Genomic DNA, 17,547 nt, shown 5'->3' with positions numbered 1-17,547 from the left:
ATCGGCGACGCGGGACCGATTGCTGCGGGGCGTCGACGTGCTTATTCACGGCTTGGTCGCTTGTTGGGCCAGCAGTGGGCATTCGATAAACTGGGACTTTAAACACCACCGTCGTAGAGAACATACCGCGAAGGCAGGATGGCGATGACACTTGGCACAACGATTACGCGGATCCCGGTGCTGCCGCCCGAGGTGGAAGAGCTTGAGGCTTTGGCTGCCTGCGAAGGCTTCAACTTCATGACTCGGTTAGTTGCCGAATGGCGAAGCGGCACGAACCGGTTCGACAAGCCCGGGGAGTGTTTGCTTGGAGCGTTCGAGGGCGGGCGCATGATCGGCATGGGCGGCCTGACGATCGACCCTTATCTTTCGGCGGGCGATGTCGGAAGGCTACGACGCGTGTATGTAGCCCCTTCTGTCCGGCGGCGCGGGATTGGAGCCGCGCTGGTCGATGCGCTTTTACAGCATGCATCAGGAAAGTTTCGGCTCGTCCGTTTGTCGACTGACACGCAAGCGGGCGCCGACTTCTACGCGCGATGCGGGTTTTCTCAAGTAGACGAGAACTCCGCTACGCACGCGAAGGTGATGGTGGATGTTTCTCCGAAAAGTGGGTAGCGCAGATAGCCGGCTTCGTCTTCCTCAACTGCTATTATTTCTTCGTCAAGTTTGCAGACGGGACCATTCGATCATGCTTGTTGGAATACGCGAGGCCACGGTCGAAGACGCGCAGGCTATTGCCACAATCCACGTTGACTCATGGCAGGCGGCTTATCGGGGAATCTTGCCCGAGGTCTATCTGGCCAATCTGGCTGTGACGCAGCGGAGGGAGGCATGGCGGAGGTCCATCGTCGCGGGAAGACCGCGGGTGCTGGTCGCTCATTGCGATGCCGACGCTGACGCCGTCGAAACGATTCTAGGCTGGGTCGCATTCGGCGACTCACGGGACGCGGACAAGGATCATCGCTGGGCCGAAGTAGAGACGCTTTACATCGCCCCGGCTTTCTGGCGCAAGGGCATCGGCAAGCGATTGATCGACGCTGCGCGCCACGCGCTGCTGTCCGCCGGATACACGGACGTCGCCCTGTGGGTCTTACTGGACAATCGTCGCGCGCGGGCCTTTTATAAGCGAAGCGGCTTTGTCTGCGACAACTCAAGCAGAGGCGTTCAACTCGGCGGCAAGTGGTTGACCGAGATTCGATACTGTTGCGCTCTCAGCGCGATCTGAGTAATTGCTTCATCGCCAGGCAAGCGCCGTATCAGGCCGTGACTGCACCGACTGAGCGCGCAACGGGCCAACTTGCATGGCAACGCAATTTGACCCAATAAGTCACGGGGAAGTCATACAATCCTGTGCATGTATTACACCGAAGATCACGAATGCAAGCCGATACCCGACTCCCCCGATACCAACGCCTGCGCGATGAGCTTGCGTCGAACATAGCCGCACGCCGCTGGCAACCCGGCGACGCTATTCCCACCGAACAGGAACTTGCCCAGAGCTTTGATCTCGCCGTTGGAACCGTGCGCAAGGCGATCGACTTGCTGGTCGCCGAAGGACTGCTCGAACGTTATCAGGGGCGCGGCACGTTTGTCCGGCGCGCGAGCTTCGATGGCTCGCTGTTCCGGTTCTTCCGCTTTCAGAGCAAGTCTGGCGAACGGCGGATTCCAACGAGCCAGATTCTAAAACGCAGCGTGGTGGAGGCGCCGGCCGCTGTCGCTGCAGCGCTGCGGATCGCGCCCGGCGCCAACGTGATCCAGATGGCGCGGTTGCGCTTGATCGAGGACGCGCCAGTCCTGACTGAGGACATCTGGCTGCCGCTCGACCGTTTCGCAGCGTTCGCCGACCTGCCGCTCGACTCTATCGGCGACCTGCTTTATCCGGTGTACGAAGCGAAATGCAATCAGGTCGTGGCGTCGGCTACGGAAACCTTGACGGTCGAAGCAGCAAGCGTGAAGCACGCAAAGCTGCTTGGAATTGAGAAGGGCACGCCGATCGTGGTGATCGAACGGCTAGCCTATGGATACGACCGCCATCCGCTCGAATGGCGTCGCTCGCGCGGCCCCGCGAGCCAGTTCCTGTATCAGTCGGAAATCCGCTGAGCCACGCTTGAGGAAGGCCGTTCAGGCCCTCCATGCTCACTGGCTGACGCTGAAAATCGCGAGTGCGTCTTTCAGCGACTTCGCCTGATCTTCCAGCGATTGCGCGGCCGCCGCGGCCTCCTCCACCAGCGCGGCGTTCTGCTGCGTGACCTCGTCCATCTGCGTGACGGCGGTAGCGACCTGGCTGATGCCCCGGCTCTGCTCGCCGGATGCCGCCGAGATCTCGCTCATGATGTCGGTCACGCGCTGCACGGCTTGCGTGATCTGGGTCATCGTCGTGCCCGCTTCTCCAACGAGCCCCGAGCCCGCGCTCACCCGCTCCACCGATGTATCGATCAAGGCCTTGATCTCTTTCGCCGCGCTCGACGAACGTTGCGCGAGGTTGCGCACTTCGCCCGCCACGACCGCAAAGCCCCGTCCTTCCTCGCCGGCACGCGCGGCTTCCACGGCCGCGTTGAGCGCCAGTATGTTGGTCTGGAACGCGATTCCTTCAATGATCGTAATGATGTCCGCGATCTTCGCTGAACTCTGCGAGATATCGGCCATGGTCGAGATCACGTTGTTGACCACCGCACTCCCGTGACTCGCTATTGTCGATGCACTTGCCGCAAGCGTGGCCGCCTGGTTGGCGTTGTCGGCGTTGCGCTCGACGGTGCCGCTGATCTGCTCCATGCTCGCCGCGGTTTCCTGCAACGACGCAGCTTGCTGCTCGGTGCGCGCCGACAGGTCGGTGTTGCCCGACGCAATCTCGCCGGCCGCGACAGTAATCGATTCCGCTGAATGGCGAATGTGCCGCACCGTTGTCGCGAGCTCCGTCTGCATGCGGCGCAACGCGCCTTGCAACTGGCCGATTTCGTTGTCGCTTTCCACAATGATCGGCGTGCGCAGATCGCCGCCGGCGATGCGCTCGAAGTCTGCGGCCATCGCCGTGATCGGCTTCACGACCAGACGCGTCAACGTAATCCTCACGGTGACGCCGATCACCAGCGCCAGCAGCGCGCAGGCAACCAGTACCGTATTCACGATGTTCGCGGTCGTTTCCGCTCCTTCGAAACGCTGCTGGGCACGTGACGATACGTAACCGAGCAACGGCTGCGAAAGCTGATCGAACTGGTTGTAGAGCGGACTGCTGAACTGCATCTGTATACGTTTGTATGCGTCAAAGTCTTTCGCTTCGAGCGCGTCGAACTCCGGCATGATGCCTTTTTGCATCATCGCGGCATGCTTGGCGGCGGCATCCGCAATGAGCGCTTGCGCATCGCCCCTTACCGGCAACGCAGCGAACGCATCCCACTGCTTTTGCGACTCATTGCAGTATTCGTGGGCCGTAGCCAGTTGTTTTGCGGCGGCGTCGGCCTTGTTGTCCTCGGTCAGTGATTCAAACCGGTTCTTCGCGGAGCGGCAACGCAACAGCAATTCGGAACTGCGGGTCAGCGCGGTGCTGCCCGCCAGATCGTGCTCGTACATGCCACTTAACGCCTGGTTGGCGCGACCCAGCGAAACAAAAGAACAGGTTCCGACAACGAGTACCAACAAGACAAACACGCTTGTCGCAAGGGTCAAGCCTGTCTTGATTGAAAGATTCTTAAACACTGTCCGTTGGCCTCATTGATATGAACATATATATGTTTAACGGACCGAAAGCCGAAGACTTGAGGGTTTTTTCCTATTTCTAATAATTAGCTAAAGTGAAACAGCTCTGTGGGCGTGTCGATCAACACCGCCTGTCGATGAGACTCGGAGGTGAGAAGCCGATACAGGTCGTGCAGCGCGTGTCGTGGATTGCAGACGTGTTCGAACTGGGTATGTGGCCAGTCGGTGCCCCAGAGCAAGCGGTCGACGCCGAACGCTGGCAGCAGTTCGGACCAGGCGCTGGCGCTCGTGGCTAATGTCGCTTCGGGATCTCCGGGTTTCGCGCTCACCCGATACCCTGCGGATACCTTGAGCCACACGCGCCGTGTCTGGCCCAACAAGACCAGGTAACCGAAGCCGGGGTCGCTGATGCCGAGCGCGGGATCGAACCGCCCGAAATGATCGATCACGATCCGCACGCCGCTTGCCAGCAACGCGGGCGCTACTTGGTGCAGGCGGCCCGCATCGATCTGCATTTCGAGGTGCCAGTCGAGCGCGACCATGCGCGAGAGCAGCGCGCTCCAGTGTTGATCGGTGAAATCGGGCAGTTGAGCGCCGATCAGGTTCGCGCGAATTCCCACGACACCCCGCGCATGCCAGTCGTCGATGTAACCACGAGCATTCACCGGATCGGCCATGACAACGCCGCGCAACTGCTGCGGGTACGCGTCGAGACAGGCGAGCAGATAGCTGTTGTCGAAGCCGAGGAAGCTGGGCTGGATCAGCACGCCATGCGACATCCCGATGCTCGCGAGCATGGCCCGGTAGTGCTCGAGCGTCGAGTCGTAGGCCGGTGCATAACGCCGGCCTGGCGCGAGCGGCAGATCCCGCGTGAAGACGTGGGCGTGCGAATCTATCCCGGTAACCAGACTATCAGTCATAGCGATCTATGCCGGAACGTCTTCGGCTAGCGTGCGCCCGCGCGTTTCCGGCAGCATCATCACGCTGACAGCGACGATCGCATAAGCGAAGACCGCGTCCACGCCGATCGCGAATCCGAGCGAATACTTCGCGGCCAGATGTCCCACCATCACGGGGAATCCGGCGGATACGACACGTCCGAAGTTGTAGCAAAAGCCTACGCCGGTACCGCGCGTGCCGCGTGGATAGAGTTCGTTGAACAGCGCGCCCATACTGGCCGGAATGCCTGCAGCGAAGAAACCGAGCGGGAAGCCGAGCGCTAGCATGGCGTGATTGGAGAGCGGCACGAACAGGTACACGATCACCGTCCCTACGCAGCACACGGAAAACAGCAGGATGGTCTGGCGTCGCCCGATCCGGTCCAGCAACTGCGACGCGGCCAGACAGCCGAAGAAAAACGCCGCGATAATCACCGCCAGATAGCCGCCGGTACTCAGCACCGAAAGATGACGCTCGGTCTTCAGGTAGGTCGGCAGCCAGGTCGTCAGCGCCGAGTACCCGCCGTGTGCGCCCACGCCCAGCACGCCGCCGATGAGAGTCATGCGTATTACGTCGGGCGCGAAGATCGACAGAAGTGGCGTGCGTTCCTTCCCGTCCTTCAGGACCGCCTCCTTGCGCGCGGGTGCAGCCGGTTCCTTCACATTGCGGCGAATGTAGATGATCAGGAGTGCAGGCAAGATACCGATGCCGAACATCACCCGCCAGCCGATATCGGGCGACATGAACGAAAACACGGTCGCATAGAGCAGCACGGCGGCGGCCCAGCCGACGGCCCATGCGCTTTGTACGGCGCCCATTGCCTTACCGCGATGCTCATTGCGAATGGTCTCGGCCATCAGCACCGCGCCCGCTGCCCATTCGCCGCCGAAGCCAAAACCCTGTAGCGCTTTCAGCACGATGAACTGCGGATAGTTCTGCGCGAACGCAGACAGTAACGTGAAGACGGAGAAAAAGACTACGGTGACCTGCAGGGTTTTCACGCGGCCGTACCGATCCGCCGCTGCACCACAGATCCATCCACCGAGTGCCGATGCCACCAGCGTGACGCCGCTCACGAGACCTGCCTGGGTCTTGCTGATACCCCATTCCGCAATGATCGCGGGGATGACGAGACTGAACATCTGGACATCAAGAGCGTCCAGCGCCCAACCGCCGAAACACGCCCAGAACGTGTATCGCTCACCTTTAGAAACCTGCCGGTACCAGGAAAACATCGAGTCTCCGTGCGTCTTTATCTTGCTTGAATGAATGAGGCCAGCCGAGATTGACGAATGAAATGGTCAACCAATCGTTAAAACATATATATGTTTATATGAATGGTAAGTTCGTGGGATAGGTGTTTACCCGTTATCGGCAGATGGCACTCAGACTTTAGACGTCGTTTTTGATGGTTTGCCCGTTGAGCTCGGCATGGAGCGCACGATCTCGGCTAGTTTGGCAACGGCCTCGCGGGCTACGCGCAAGCCCGGCCGTGGCTCTACGTTTATTGTTTTTAATGGACCTATGAACGGTGCCAGCACCCTTCTATTCTTGTCACTGACCTCACGAGCCAGGCGGACATCATGGGAACGGCTACACGACAGTTCGAAGCGCGTACTTTCGTGCGGAGTGTGGCTCGGTTGCTGATTGTCATGCTGCTTATTGTGGCGCTCGCGATGGCTTATCCCATTCGCCATGTCGCTGACGCATCGAAAAGAAATTTCGATTCTTGCGTGGCAAGCCGCAACGCCGATACGCAGGGAAAACAAACCCCCGCCGAGCGCTATGCCCAGCTCGGTGATTGCGCTGCCTCTCCATGAAACTTGCCGCGACTGAAGCGTGAACCCCCAACCACACCATGCACCCGATATGATTGAAGCCATTCACGTACGCCCCGTTGTGCCCTCCGATTTCCCCGCATGGAAGCTTCTCTGGGATGGCTATAACGCCTTTTATGACCGCCACGGCGACACGGCGTTGCCAATTGAAATCACGCGGATGACGTGGTCCCGTTTTTTCGATGTCTACGAGCCCATGCATGCACTGGTCGCGGAAAGCGCGGGAGAGTTAGTCGGTTTGACGCACTTTCTTTTTCATCGAAGCACGATCCAACTGGGCCCGAGTTGTTATCTGCAGGATCTGTTTACTGCGGAGGCTGCCAGAGGAAAAGGGGTTGGCCGCAAGCTGATCCAGGAGGTTTATCGGTACGCACAGACATCAGGTGTTGAACGCGTGTATTGGCACACGCGAGAGACCAACACCACGGCAATGCAACTCTACGATAAGGTCGCCGAGAAGCAAGGGTCCGTGGTCTATCGTAAGCCGCTATGAAGCCCGCTGCCGCTCAGGCAAGCCCCTTCTCCGCGAGACGCTGGTAAAAGAGCAAGTCAAGTTCCGGCGCTCGTCCCGCCAGACCGGTCAACAGCGCATGCACCTGGCCACGGTGATGCGTCTGGTGATTAAACCAATGCGCCAGCGCAGGCGCGAGAGGTTGCGTGATCGCTTCCGGCGTGGAGACGCGCCGGTACGTGATCGCACCTTCCAGGGAAGCATCGTTAAGCCCCGTTACGTACCGCACGATCCGCGAGTCCTCCGTTTCACGCGCATCGCGCAGCGACTCAAGCTGCTCGAAGAGGATCGCATCGAGCCGGTCGGGTGAATCGCCCTCGCCGGTGAAACGAAACATCCATACGCGGTCGGTCACGAGCAAGTGATTGAGCGTGCCGTGTATCGACTTGAAAAACGCACCGCGATCTGCTCGATAATCGGCGTCGCTCAGGAGGGCGGCTGCATCGAAGAGGCGGGTGTTTGCCCACGCGTTGTAGCGTGCGAATGTATCGAAGTGCTGTTTGAGCAGGCTCTGCATGTCGTCCCCCTTGCGGCTCTAAAACGTTCGTACCGTACGGATATTAATGTTGATAAAGTTGACGTCAATCTTGATTCAATTCATCAATGTGAGATCCCATGGCATGGATGACGACGGCCGAGGCGTTGAGCGTATTGAACGTCCGTGCGCAGACGCTGTATGCGAACGTGAGCCGCGGAAAGATCCGCGCGAAACCCGATAAGGCCGACCCTCGCCGCAGCCTTTATCACCGGGACGATGTATTGCGAATGGCGGAGCGCCGTAGCGGACAGCGCAAGGTCGAGAAGGTGGCGGCCCAGACCATCGACTGGGGTGATCCCGTTTTGCTTTCTGCTATCTCGACGGTGTCGAACGGGAAGCTTTGGTATCGCGGACGGGATGCCATCGAGCTCGCGAACACGGCGTCGTTTGAGGAGGTAGCCGGGCTGCTGTGGGAGGCCGATGCGGTCTGCATCGAGCCGCCGATCAAGCGCAAGGCTGCCAGCGCCGACGATCCTTTGACCGCGAGTCTCGTCGCATTGGCCAGGCGTAGCGCGCGTGACTTGCCATCGAGCGGACGCACCCCCGCTGTGCTACGAGACGAGGCCGCCAGTGTGCTGTCGACGCTCGCACAAGCCATCCTTGGCGGGACTGTTTCTTTGCGCGCGGGACGCACATTAAGCGAGCGGCTTGCCGTATCGTGGAGATGCAGCGAGGCGGAAGACGCGATCCGGCGCGCCCTCGTTTTACTCGCCGATCACGAACTGAATGCATCGACCTTCGCTACGCGCGTCACCGTCTCCACGGGCGCGTCGTTATCGGCTGGCGTGCTGGCTGGCCTCGCTACGCTCACAGGACCGTTGCATGGAGGCGCATCGTCGTCGGTTCGCGGGCTGATTGAGTGGGCAACCGATATCGGCCCGGAAGCGGCTGTGCGCAACTGGCTGGCGCAAGGCCGCGCGTTTCCGGCATTCGGTCATCCGCTATACGCCGATGGGGATCCCAGGGCGAGCGCTCTGCTCAACACAGTGACCGTGCCGCCGCTTTACGCAGAACTTGCGGCGTGCGTGGAGAGGGCGGTCGGCGAGCGGCCGAATGTTGATTTCGCGCTGGCGGTTCTTGCCGCTGCTTTTGATCTGCCGGCGCATGCGCCGCTGTCACTCTTCGCGCTTGCACGCTGCGCCGGCTGGCTCGCGCACGCGTTGGAGCAAGCGCAAATGGGCCGCCTGATCCGGCCTCGCGCACGTTATGTCGGGCTACAACCGAAGTCCGCGGAATGAGCCTGACCGGGCAGTAAAGCCATTTTCAAACCCTCGCTCGTCCCCCGCGGCTCACGCGGCCGTTCGTTTCAGTGCGTTCGGCCGTGCGCGCTTGGCCAGATCCTGCAACAATCGTTGCACCCGGTGTTGTTGCACTGCAACAAGATCGCTCTCGTTCATCAGGGCGTGAAGCCGGCTTTCCCAGTACTCCTGGTCCATGCCGTGGACGGGTCCAGCCGGATAGGCCCGTGCGACGGACCTGACCATGCGCTCGATATGGTCGAGTTGCCGATCGGCTAAACTTGCGGGCGTCAAGTTGCCGGGATTAGGTGACGGTGCTTTCTTTAAAGCGCTCATTTGCTGATATCTCATCGTGCTTCGCTGAGCTTCTCAGGAAGGGTGTTGCGTTCAATTCGTCCGGATATCGCCGATCAAGTTGCTCGTCTCGCTGTGCAGATGGCGTGAACGATCCCTGTGATTCCGTACCACCACGTTTGATGGAAAGACTCTGCAATTTCTTCTTGCGATGCCGTAAACCAGGCATGTCCTCTCACAGTACGGAATGGACGGCGATGCTATTGATGTGAAGATACCGTAGGGGTTTAAACGGTCTTGACCGTGTGTCTCAGTTCTCGAATTAAATTTGTTCAACGCGTCCCACGCCGGATGGATTGGCTTTTTTGGGGCGCTATCAGGTACACACCATGTCTTCGAATACCCGTCGAGACGGGCGCGCTGAAATTGCTGCGAACGCTGGCATTGTCCGCAGCAGCTTCAGCACGTATGCGTCGGAGGTGAACCAGCAGATGCTCGCCTGGCGGGATCGGGTTGGGCATGTCGTGGATGTCCTGCCTTCGAAGGAGCAGCTCGCCGATGGCTTTCGCGGCCGTATCGATCGGTATTCGGTCGGCGACCTCGTCTTTACGGATGCCGTCACCGACGCCATGTCGCTTGAGCGTTCGGTCGCAAGAGTCTCCACCGACGAGCGGCGCAACTACGTTTTCCACGTTTTCGCGCAGGGAACGGTCAGGACGGAAATGGGCGCGCAGCAGAAGCGCAGCGCCGTGGATTCGGTGCAGGGAATAATCGTTTTCGACATGGATCAGCCATTTCGCCTCGAGCGGTCCGAGTGCCACGTGTTGACGATGTTCGTGCCTAGAGCGGTCGTGGAGGCCACGTTGCCCGACGCCGAAGCTATTCATGGCCGGGTAGTCCAGCACGGAGCGCCGCTGACCCAGCTCATCATGAACCACGCATTGGCCCTGAGCCGCGATCTGCCAAAAATGAACGCGGCGCAGGCGGCGCATGAACTCGATGCCGGCGCGCAACTGCTGCTCGCGGCTTTCCGCAAGCAGGCGAGTTTGACCGGCGACGCCCGCGCAGCCGTGCAGGCGGCCGTGATGAGCCAGGTGCGGCGGTATGTTGAAGCGAATCTCAACCAGCCGGGTCTTTCGCCTTCGAGCGTGGTGGATGCACTGCAATTGAAGCGCGCCACGATCTACCGCTGGTTCGAGCATGAGGGCGGACTCGGGGCGTATATCCGCAATCGCCGTTTGCGCGAGGCGGCCGACGAACTGGTCCGCTTCCCGCATCTTCACGTTATCGATATTGCGTTCGGGCTGGGTTTTAACAGCGCGTCGGATTTCACGCGCGCGTTTCGCCGCGCTTACGGCATGAGCCCGCAAGATGCGCGTGCTCGTGCGTTCGAGCTGCAGCGGGCGAGCAGGCTGGATCTGCTGTCATCGTACGGGCCCGGCGGCAAATAGCGCCGCTATACGCTGATTAGCCCGATGACCCCGATTAGCCCGATACAAGTCAGTCGAGCGTCCTTTCGGGGAAGCGGTGCAGGGCGAACAGGGTGACGCAGATGGCGGCGATCAGATACCACGCGGGCATCATCGGATTGCCGGTCTTGGCGATCAGCCACGTGACGATGAGCGGCGAGAAGCCGCCGAAAATCGCCACGCCGAAGCTGTACATGATGGACAGCGCGGCCGCGCGATGTTGCGGCGGAAAGGCCTCCAGCATGGTCACCGTGCTCGCACCGGCATTGCTGAGCGCGACTGCCACATACCCGATGATGATCAGTAGCGCGGCGACATTGCCTACGCCCATTCTCAATGCCAGGAAGGCTGGATAAGTCAGCACAAGACAGATCACGAGCGCCAGGTACTGGATTGGCTTGCGCCGCTTTTGCCGGTCGGCGATCCGGGCCACCAGCGGGTTCACCACCAGGATCACGAGACCAGACAGGCTGGCGGTCAGCAGGCTGATGGCGGCGGGGCGGTGCAACGTCCGCACCAGATAGCTCGGCATGTAGAACACGGTGATATAGATGCCGATCGACGGCGCGGCCATCATCAATGTTCCGTAGAACAGCGTGCGTGCGTGCTCCGCGAACATGCTGGCGAGCCGGGGGCGTTTGGGAGCATCGATGACGACCGAAGGCATGTGCCGGCGCAAATACCAGCCGACGGGGCCGATCAACCCACCGAGCACGAACGGAATCCGCCATCCCCAGTCGTGCATGTCGGCCGGCGAGAGCCACGCGGTCGTGATTGCACCGACCATCGCGGCGGCAAATGCGGCCGCGCCCTGGCTCGCGCCACGCCAGCTGGTGAGATAACAGCGGCGGTTGCGCGGGACCGATTCCATCAACACCGCCGACGCCGGCCCGATTTCGCCTCCTGCCGCGAGCCCCTGCATGAGTCGCGCAAGGACCATCAGCACCGTCGCAGCCGGGCCAATGGAAGCAACCGTCGGCAAGCATGCGATCAGCCATGTGCCGAGCGTCATGAGCGTAAGCGACCACGCCATGCCGGCTTTCCGGCCCCGGCTGTTGGCTATCTGCCCGATGATCATTGCTCCGAGCGGGCGCATGACAAAGCCTGCGCCGAAGGTGGCCAGCGACAGCAGCAGCGACGAGAGCGGATTGTGCGACGGGAAGAACAGTTTGCCGATGATGACGGCGGAGAAGCTGTAGACCGTAAAGTCGTACGCGACAAACGCGTTACCAATGATGGTAGCCAGGACGATACGGGTGGGCTTGGCTTTCGGGGCGTGAATCAGGTGGTCTGCTGCGGGGTGCATGGGCGCGGTCTGGGAAAAAGGCGGCTGTGCCAATATGCATGGATTGCTTCTTTCTGCTTGGGGCGAAGCCCGCCGCATGATAAGACAATCCGAATACTCGTGCTTGAAGCGGAATTGACGCAGTGGGTTGCATGGGAGGCGGGCGGTGCCTGCATGTGCGTTGGTCTTGAAGCCCGCGTCCCGGTCGTTGCGATACGCTTTCCAGAACAATTCCGGTGGCCGGTCGTTCTCGCGATAATCCAAAATGCATTTATACAAGGGGCCGTGCGCGGGAAATGCGAGGGAGCGAAGAGACTTGAAGACGAGCGTGCCGGGCGTTTTATTTGCCGGCGCGAAGGTGGACTGTCAGCGGACAAGGCAAGGCCGATTTCGCAGACGGCGTCCGCGAAATCGGCCTTGGGTTGTTTCGAACCCCAACGCGTTTTAACCTGGCGGGGCGTCAGGCAGCGTGCCGCCCTCCGAGCGCGTGCGCACCGTCGTCATGGTTCTTTCGGCCAAAACCGCATCGCGCTTGGCCAGCAAATGGCCACGAAGGATAGCCGCCATGCGCTTGCCGTCGCGTGCTTCCAGCGCCTCGATCATGGCTTCATGATCGCGGATCGCGCTGTCCCACTTCACCGTCTGGAAGTTGGACCGGAACCGCAATGCCTGCAGCCGCCGGTTCACCGATACATAGGTCTGCCGCAACGCGGAATTGCGCGCGGCGTCGTTGATCTTGTCGTGAATGGCTTGATTGCGGCTGTAGTACCCCGACAGGTCGTTCTGCTCCCGGCACGCCAGCATGGCGTAATGCAGCGCCTTGATTTCGCTCAGCTCGGCTGGCGTTATCCGCTCGCACGCGAGTTCACCCGAGAACGCTTCCAGCCCGCTCATCAGTTCGAAGGTCTCGCGAATCTCCGCCTCGCTCATCTGCGATACCGACGCGCCCCGGTTCGGCAGGATGTCGATCAGGCCCTCGGACGCCAGCACTTTCAGCGCCTCACGCAACGGCGTGCGCGAAATGCCCAGCGTCTCGCACAACGTGCGTTCGTTGAGCTTCACGCCCGGCGCGAGCAAGCCCTCCACAATGAAATTGCGCAGGTGCTCAACCACCGTGTCGTGCAACCGCTGCCGCTCAACTTTTGGAAGCGTGGCTGCGATTTGCGAAATCTGCGCGATCTGTGAATCCTGCAGATGATCATTTTGCATTCAATACCTCAACCCATTCTGTTGGCGGGATTTTACCTTACGACACCGGTAAATTTGGAGGGGCGGGTTTCCACCTAAGAAAAACCATCATTTATCGCTTCCGATCGCCGCAACGGTGCGCTAAAGTATTTTGCATGCAAAATTCAAAGGACGCATCATGTTAAAGCTCGATTTCCATCCCGCTGGTCGCCATTTCCTGCAGATTCCGGGTCCGAGCCCGGTTCCCGACCGCATCCTGCGGGCAATGAGTTATCCGACGATCGACCATCGCGGGCCGGAATTCGGCGCGTTGGGCCTGAAAGTCCTGGAGGGTATCAAGGCAATATTCAAGACCGCGCAACCGGTCGTGATCTATCCGTCATCGGGCACGGGCGCTTGGGAAGCGGCACTCTGCAACACGCTCAGCCCCGGCGACACCGTGCTGATGTTCGAGACCGGCCACTTCGCTACGCTCTGGAAAAAGATGGCCGAAAACCTCGGGCTGAAGCCTGAATTCCTGGGGCTGCCCGGCATTGAGGGATGGCGGCGCGGCGTGCAGGCGGACATGATTGAAGCGCGTCTGCGTGAAGACACGCAGCACACGATCAAGGCGGTTTGCGTCGTCCATAACGAAACCTCGACGGGCGTCACATCGGACATCGCAGCCGTGCGGCGCGCGATCGATGCGGCTGGACATCCGGCGCTGTTTCTCGTCGATACGATTTCGGGTCTTGCGTCCGCGGATTATCGGCATGACGAATGGGGCGTGGATGTCACCGTGTCCGGTTCGCAAAAAGGCTTGATGCTGCCGCCGGGGATCAGCTTCAACGCGGTCTCGCCGAAGGCGATCAAGGCAAGCAAGGACGCAAAGTTGCCGCGTGCATTCTGGGCGTGGGACGAGATCATCGAGATGAACAAGAGTGGGTACTGGCCGTACACGCCGAACACCAATTTGTTGTACGGGTTGTCGGAAGCGCTCGAGATGATCGGCGACGAAGGACTCGACCAGGTCTTCGCCCGGCATCAAAGACTGGCTGCGGCTTGCCGCGCGGCGGTCAACGCATGGGGACTCGAGATCCAGTGCGCGGACCCGGCCGTTTATTCGCCGGTGCTGACGGGCGTGATGACGCCTGAAGGCGTGGACGCGGATGCAATCCGCAAGACCATCTACGAGAACTTCGACATGTCGCTCGGCACTGGCCTCGGCAAGCTCAAGGGCCGCATGTTCCGCATCGGGCATCTGGGCGACTGCAACGACCTCACGCTGATGGCGACGCTCACAGGCTGTGAAATGGGCATCAAGTTGTCCGGCGTGAAGCTTGCGGGCAGCGGTGTCCTAGCGGCAATGGACTACTTGACGAGCCACAGCGCAGCACCGGCATTGAAGGCGGCGGCGTGACGCGAAGCCGGTCCGGCGGCAACGCATGACCGGCTTCTCATTAGAGACTCCCCGCATCTCCCCTCACTCAACCGCGCGTAGACGCCGATGCTGACCAAATCTTCCGAAGCACTCGTCCAGCCGATTCACCTGATGCCGGCTTCGGCGCGCGCCACGCTGTCGCCGCTGGCCATGCGCCTGCGTCAGGAGTTAAAAGGCGATGTGCTATTCGACCGGGCGGCGCGCGGACGCTACGCGACGGACGCGTCGATCTATCAGATCATGCCGCTGGGCGCGGTCGTGCCGAAAGATCAGGCCGACCTGCTGCTTGCTTTGGAGATTGCACGCGACGCGCGTGTTCCCGTGCTCGCCCGCGGAGCGGGGACGAGCCAGTGCGGCCAGACGATTGGCGAAGCGCTGGTGATCGATACAAGCAAGTGGCTCAACAATATCGTCCACTTTGACCCTGAAGCGCGCACGGTGACGGTGGAACCGGGCGTAGTGCTTGATCATCTGAATGCGTGGCTGAAGCCGCACGGCTTGTGGTTTCCCGTCGATGTATCGACCAGTGCGCAATGCACGATTGGCGGCATGGCTGGCAACAACTCGTGCGGCTCGCGGTCGATGGAATACGGGATCATGGTGCACAACGTGGCGTCTATCGATGCCGTGCTGGCCGATGGTCACCAAGCGACGTTCGCGGCATTGCATGCCATGTCATCCGACGCTCGCACGCGTTCGCTGGTCGAAGGCGTGCAGCGCGTAGCACAACGCGAACGCGATGAAATCCGCGAACAGGTGCCGAAGGTATTGCGGCGGGTAGCGGGCTACAACATCGATCTCTTCGATTGCCAGAGCCCCTTGCCCTTCAGCGCCGATGGCGAGCCGAATCTCGCGCAGTTGCTGGTGGGCTCCGAAGGCACGCTCGCGTTCAGCCGGCAACTCACGTTGAAACTGTGGCCACTGCCCGAGCACAAGACGCTTGGCGTCGTGAACTTCCCCACGTTCTACGACGCAATGGACATGACCCAGCACATCGTCAAGCTGGGGCCGGTCGCCGTGGAACTGGTCGACCGCACAATGATTGACCTGTCGATGTCCAATCCGGCGTTCCGCCCGGTGATCGAGCGTGCGCTGGTCGGCCAGCCGCAAGCCGTGTTGCTGGTCGAGTTCGCCGGCGTGGACAAGGCCGTGCAACTCGCGAAGCTTGCACAGCTCGTGGAGCTGATGGGCGATCTGGGCTTGCCGGGCTCGGTGGTCGAGATGCCCGACGCCGCGCAACAAAAAGCCTTGTGGGAAGTACGCAAGGCCGGCCTCAACATCATGATGAGCATGAAGGGCGACGGCAAGCCGGTGTCGTTCATCGAAGATTGCGCCGTGCCGCTCGAACATCTCGCGCAGTACACCACGCGTCTCACCGAGGTCTTCCACAAGCACGATACCGAAGGCACCTGGTACGCGCACGCGAGCGTCGGGACGCTGCACGTGCGGCCGATTCTGGATATGCGCCGCACCGGCGCGCAGAAGATGCGGGCGATTGCGGAAGAAGCGTCGGCGCTGGTGCGCGAGTACAAGGGCGCCTATTCGGGCGAACACGGCGATGGTTTGTGCCGCGGCGAATGGGTCGCGTGGCAGTACGGACCGCGACTTAACGAGGCGTTCCGCGAGATCAAGACGCTATTCGATCCCGAGAATCGCATGAGCCCGGATCGCATTGTGAATCCGCCGAAGATGGACGACGCGACGAACTTTCGTTTCCCGCCAACGTATCGCGAACGTGAGATCGAAACGCAACTCGACTGGTCGCAATGGAACGTGACGCGCGATCCGTTGACGGGTGTCGAGACCGGACCGGGAACGGGCGACGATCGCACCGGTGGGCTCGCGAAGGCCGTCGAGATGTGCAACAACAACGGCCATTGCCGCAAGTTCGATGCAGGCACCATGTGCCCGAGCTATCGCATCACCAAGGACGAACAGCACGTCACGCGAGGCCGCGCGAATACGCTGCGGCTTGCGATCAGCGGGCAACTCGGCGAGGGTGGTCTTGCAAGCCAGGACGTGAAGGATGTGCTGGACCTGTGCGTATCGTGCAAGGGCTGCAAGCGCGATTGCCCGACGGGCGTCGACATGGCGAAGATCAAGATTGAAGCGCGCGCCGCGTGGACCTCCGCGAACGGAATGCGCATGCGCGACCGGCTAGTGGGCTTTCTGCCGCGTTACGCGCCGTATGCGAGCCGCATGCCGTCGTTGTTCGGATCGGTCGAGCGTTTGCCGCGTTTTGCAGGCTGGTTAAAAACTCGCCTCGGCCTTGCGCCGCAACGCGCGTTTCCGCACTTCGTGAAGTCGTTTTTATCGACGGCTTTGCAGCCCTTGCCACCCGCGCAGGGCGACAAGGAAGTGCTGCTTTTCGTCGATACCTTCAACAACTATATGGAGCCCGACAACGCTCGTGCCGCGAAGCGCGTGCTTGAGGCGGCGGGCTACACGGTTCATCTGAACGTCAAGGCGGGCGAGCGGCCGCTGTGCTGCGGGCGCACGTTCCTCTCGGCGGGACGGGTCGACGAAGCGAAGGCTGAAGCGCGCCGCACGCTGGACACATTGCGGCCTTATATAGAACGAGGCGTGCCGGTAGTCGGCCTTGAACCATCGTGCCTGCTTTCCTTCCGCGATGAATTCCTCGACTACGGTTATGGCGATGAAGCGCGCAAGCTCTCGGAGTCATCGTTCTTGTTCGAAGAATTCCTGGTTCGCGAGAAAGAAGCCGGACGTCTGCGGCTTTCGCTGAAACCCCTCGCTCAGCCGAAGGCGCTCGTTCACGGGCATTGCCATCAAAAGGCCTTCGATGTGTTTCGTCCAGTGCAGGCTGTTCTCGGCTGGATTCCTCAGCTCGAAGTCTCGGTGGTCGAATCGTCCTGTTGCGGCATGGCGGGGAGTTTCGGCTACGAAGCCGAGCACTACGAAGCATCGAATGCGATGGCGGAGTTGTCGCTGCTGCCCGCCGTGCGGAAAGCACGAAAGGCACAGGACGCCGTGATTGTCGCCGACGGCACCAGTTGCCGTCACCAGATAGCCGATGGCAGCGACGCAAAGGCGCTGCATGTTGCCCAGGTATTGGCTGCGGCGCTAAGGGATTATTGATCAGCACGGGTTCACATAAACAGCGGACGACGTCATGT

General features: G+C 60.8%; 16 protein-coding genes. 9 read left to right on the top strand and 7 right to left on the bottom strand.

What is annotated here, in order from left to right:
• Positions 1-144 precede the first annotated feature (144 nt).
• From SBC1_RS22545 to SBC1_RS22535, 3 genes are all read left to right on the top strand, one after another.
• Complete coding sequence (locus SBC1_RS22545) at positions 145-612, top strand: GNAT family N-acetyltransferase (protein ID WP_370469654.1); 468 nt, start codon at positions 145-147, stop codon at positions 610-612.
• 73 nt (positions 613-685) lie between these two features.
• Entirely contained in the window at positions 686-1,222 is a 537-nt protein-coding gene (locus SBC1_RS22540; protein ID WP_165095790.1) for a GNAT family N-acetyltransferase, read from the top strand.
• Positions 1,223-1,374: 152 nt separating this feature from the next.
• The gene (locus SBC1_RS22535; RefSeq protein WP_165095793.1) at positions 1,375-2,097 is read left to right on the top strand and encodes a GntR family transcriptional regulator; all 723 of its coding nucleotides are present in this window, start codon (positions 1,375-1,377) and stop codon (positions 2,095-2,097) included.
• A gap of 36 nt (positions 2,098-2,133) precedes the next feature.
• Here the strand turns inward: SBC1_RS22535 and SBC1_RS40455 are convergent, their stop codons facing one another.
• From SBC1_RS40455 to SBC1_RS22520, 3 genes are all read right to left on the bottom strand, one after another.
• Positions 2,134-3,642, bottom strand: a complete 1,509-nt coding sequence (locus SBC1_RS40455) for a methyl-accepting chemotaxis protein (RefSeq protein WP_305879163.1) — start codon at positions 3,640-3,642, stop codon at positions 2,134-2,136.
• Between the two features lie 134 nt (positions 3,643-3,776).
• Complete coding sequence (locus SBC1_RS22525; protein ID WP_165095802.1) at positions 3,777-4,610, bottom strand: amidohydrolase; 834 nt, start codon at positions 4,608-4,610, stop codon at positions 3,777-3,779.
• 6 nt (positions 4,611-4,616) lie between these two features.
• Complete coding sequence (locus tag SBC1_RS22520) at positions 4,617-5,864, bottom strand: MFS transporter (protein ID WP_165095805.1); 1,248 nt, start codon at positions 5,862-5,864, stop codon at positions 4,617-4,619.
• A 405-nt stretch (positions 5,865-6,269) separates the two neighbouring features.
• Here SBC1_RS22520 and SBC1_RS22515 point away from each other — a divergent pair, with 405 nt between their 5' ends.
• Both SBC1_RS22515 and SBC1_RS22510 read left to right on the top strand, forming a co-directional pair.
• Entirely contained in the window at positions 6,270-6,449 is a 180-nt protein-coding gene (locus SBC1_RS22515) for a hypothetical protein (protein WP_165095808.1), read from the top strand.
• Positions 6,450-6,498: 49 nt separating this feature from the next.
• Positions 6,499-6,960: a GNAT family N-acetyltransferase gene (locus SBC1_RS22510; RefSeq protein ID WP_165095811.1), complete on the top strand. Its 462-nt coding sequence runs from the start codon at positions 6,499-6,501 to the stop codon at positions 6,958-6,960.
• Between the two features lie 13 nt (positions 6,961-6,973).
• Here the strand turns inward: SBC1_RS22510 and SBC1_RS22505 are convergent, their stop codons facing one another.
• On the bottom strand, positions 6,974-7,495 hold the full coding sequence (locus SBC1_RS22505; protein WP_165095814.1) for a DinB family protein: 522 nt from the start codon (positions 7,493-7,495) through the stop codon (positions 6,974-6,976).
• 98 nt (positions 7,496-7,593) lie between these two features.
• On the opposite strand from SBC1_RS22505, the gene SBC1_RS22500 reads away from it, so the two are divergent.
• Positions 7,594-8,754, top strand: coding sequence for a citrate synthase family protein (locus SBC1_RS22500; RefSeq protein WP_165095819.1), 1,161 nt, complete (start codon positions 7,594-7,596; stop codon positions 8,752-8,754).
• 51 nt (positions 8,755-8,805) lie between these two features.
• Here the strand turns inward: SBC1_RS22500 and SBC1_RS22495 are convergent, their stop codons facing one another.
• Positions 8,806-9,090, bottom strand: a complete 285-nt coding sequence (locus SBC1_RS22495; protein ID WP_165095822.1) for a hypothetical protein — start codon at positions 9,088-9,090, stop codon at positions 8,806-8,808.
• A gap of 347 nt (positions 9,091-9,437) precedes the next feature.
• Between SBC1_RS22495 and SBC1_RS22490 the strand changes: the two genes are divergently transcribed.
• Positions 9,438-10,499 carry an AraC family transcriptional regulator gene (locus SBC1_RS22490; RefSeq protein ID WP_165095825.1) on the top strand — a complete coding sequence of 354 codons (1,062 nt, stop codon included), beginning with the start codon at positions 9,438-9,440 and terminating at the stop codon, positions 10,497-10,499.
• A gap of 49 nt (positions 10,500-10,548) precedes the next feature.
• Here SBC1_RS22490 and SBC1_RS22485 read toward each other — a convergent pair whose 3' ends face one another.
• Positions 10,549-11,823: an MFS transporter gene (locus SBC1_RS22485; protein WP_165095828.1), complete on the bottom strand. Its 1,275-nt coding sequence runs from the start codon at positions 11,821-11,823 to the stop codon at positions 10,549-10,551.
• Positions 11,824-12,246: 423 nt separating this feature from the next.
• A complete protein-coding gene (locus SBC1_RS22480; RefSeq protein ID WP_165095831.1) occupies positions 12,247-13,011 on the bottom strand; it encodes a GntR family transcriptional regulator in 765 nt (254 codons plus the stop codon).
• 157 nt (positions 13,012-13,168) lie between these two features.
• On the opposite strand from SBC1_RS22480, the gene SBC1_RS22475 reads away from it, so the two are divergent.
• Together SBC1_RS22475 and SBC1_RS22470 are read left to right on the top strand one after the other, a co-directional pair.
• Entirely contained in the window at positions 13,169-14,389 is a 1,221-nt protein-coding gene (locus SBC1_RS22475; RefSeq protein WP_165095836.1) for an alanine--glyoxylate aminotransferase family protein, read from the top strand.
• Positions 14,390-14,476: 87 nt separating this feature from the next.
• On the top strand, positions 14,477-17,509 hold the full coding sequence (locus SBC1_RS22470; RefSeq protein WP_165095841.1) for an FAD-binding and (Fe-S)-binding domain-containing protein: 3,033 nt from the start codon (positions 14,477-14,479) through the stop codon (positions 17,507-17,509).
• The last annotated feature ends 38 nt before the right edge of the window (positions 17,510-17,547 follow it).

The organism is Caballeronia sp. SBC1 (assembly GCF_011493005.1).
In the GTDB taxonomy this organism is placed as follows: domain Bacteria; phylum Pseudomonadota; class Gammaproteobacteria; order Burkholderiales; family Burkholderiaceae; genus Caballeronia.
The sequence above is the reverse complement of the archived record's forward strand: the minus strand, read 5'-3'. Positions and strand labels throughout refer to the sequence as shown.

Excerpts from the sequence above, each read along its gene's own strand:
- SBC1_RS22545 (WP_370469654.1), top strand. The coding sequence starts at position 145 with ATGACACTTGGCACAACGATTACGCGGATCCCGGTGCTGCCGCCCGAG.
- SBC1_RS22540 (WP_165095790.1), top strand. The coding sequence starts at position 686 with ATGCTTGTTGGAATACGCGAGGCCACGGTCGAAGACGCGCAGGCTATT.
- SBC1_RS22535 (WP_165095793.1), top strand. The coding sequence starts at position 1,375 with ATGCAAGCCGATACCCGACTCCCCCGATACCAACGCCTGCGCGATGAG.
- SBC1_RS22525 (WP_165095802.1), bottom strand. The coding sequence starts at position 4,610 with ATGACTGATAGTCTGGTTACCGGGATAGATTCGCACGCCCACGTCTTC.
- SBC1_RS22520 (WP_165095805.1), bottom strand. The coding sequence starts at position 5,864 with ATGTTTTCCTGGTACCGGCAGGTTTCTAAAGGTGAGCGATACACGTTC.
- SBC1_RS22510 (WP_165095811.1), top strand. The coding sequence starts at position 6,499 with ATGATTGAAGCCATTCACGTACGCCCCGTTGTGCCCTCCGATTTCCCC.
- SBC1_RS22505 (WP_165095814.1), bottom strand. The coding sequence starts at position 7,495 with ATGCAGAGCCTGCTCAAACAGCACTTCGATACATTCGCACGCTACAAC.
- SBC1_RS22500 (WP_165095819.1), top strand. The coding sequence starts at position 7,594 with ATGGCATGGATGACGACGGCCGAGGCGTTGAGCGTATTGAACGTCCGT.
- SBC1_RS22495 (WP_165095822.1), bottom strand. The coding sequence starts at position 9,090 with ATGAGCGCTTTAAAGAAAGCACCGTCACCTAATCCCGGCAACTTGACG.
- SBC1_RS22490 (WP_165095825.1), top strand. The coding sequence starts at position 9,438 with ATGTCTTCGAATACCCGTCGAGACGGGCGCGCTGAAATTGCTGCGAAC.
- SBC1_RS22485 (WP_165095828.1), bottom strand. The coding sequence starts at position 11,823 with ATGCACCCCGCAGCAGACCACCTGATTCACGCCCCGAAAGCCAAGCCC.
- SBC1_RS22480 (WP_165095831.1), bottom strand. The coding sequence starts at position 13,011 with ATGCAAAATGATCATCTGCAGGATTCACAGATCGCGCAGATTTCGCAA.
- SBC1_RS22475 (WP_165095836.1), top strand. The coding sequence starts at position 13,169 with ATGTTAAAGCTCGATTTCCATCCCGCTGGTCGCCATTTCCTGCAGATT.
- SBC1_RS22470 (WP_165095841.1), top strand. The coding sequence starts at position 14,477 with ATGCTGACCAAATCTTCCGAAGCACTCGTCCAGCCGATTCACCTGATG.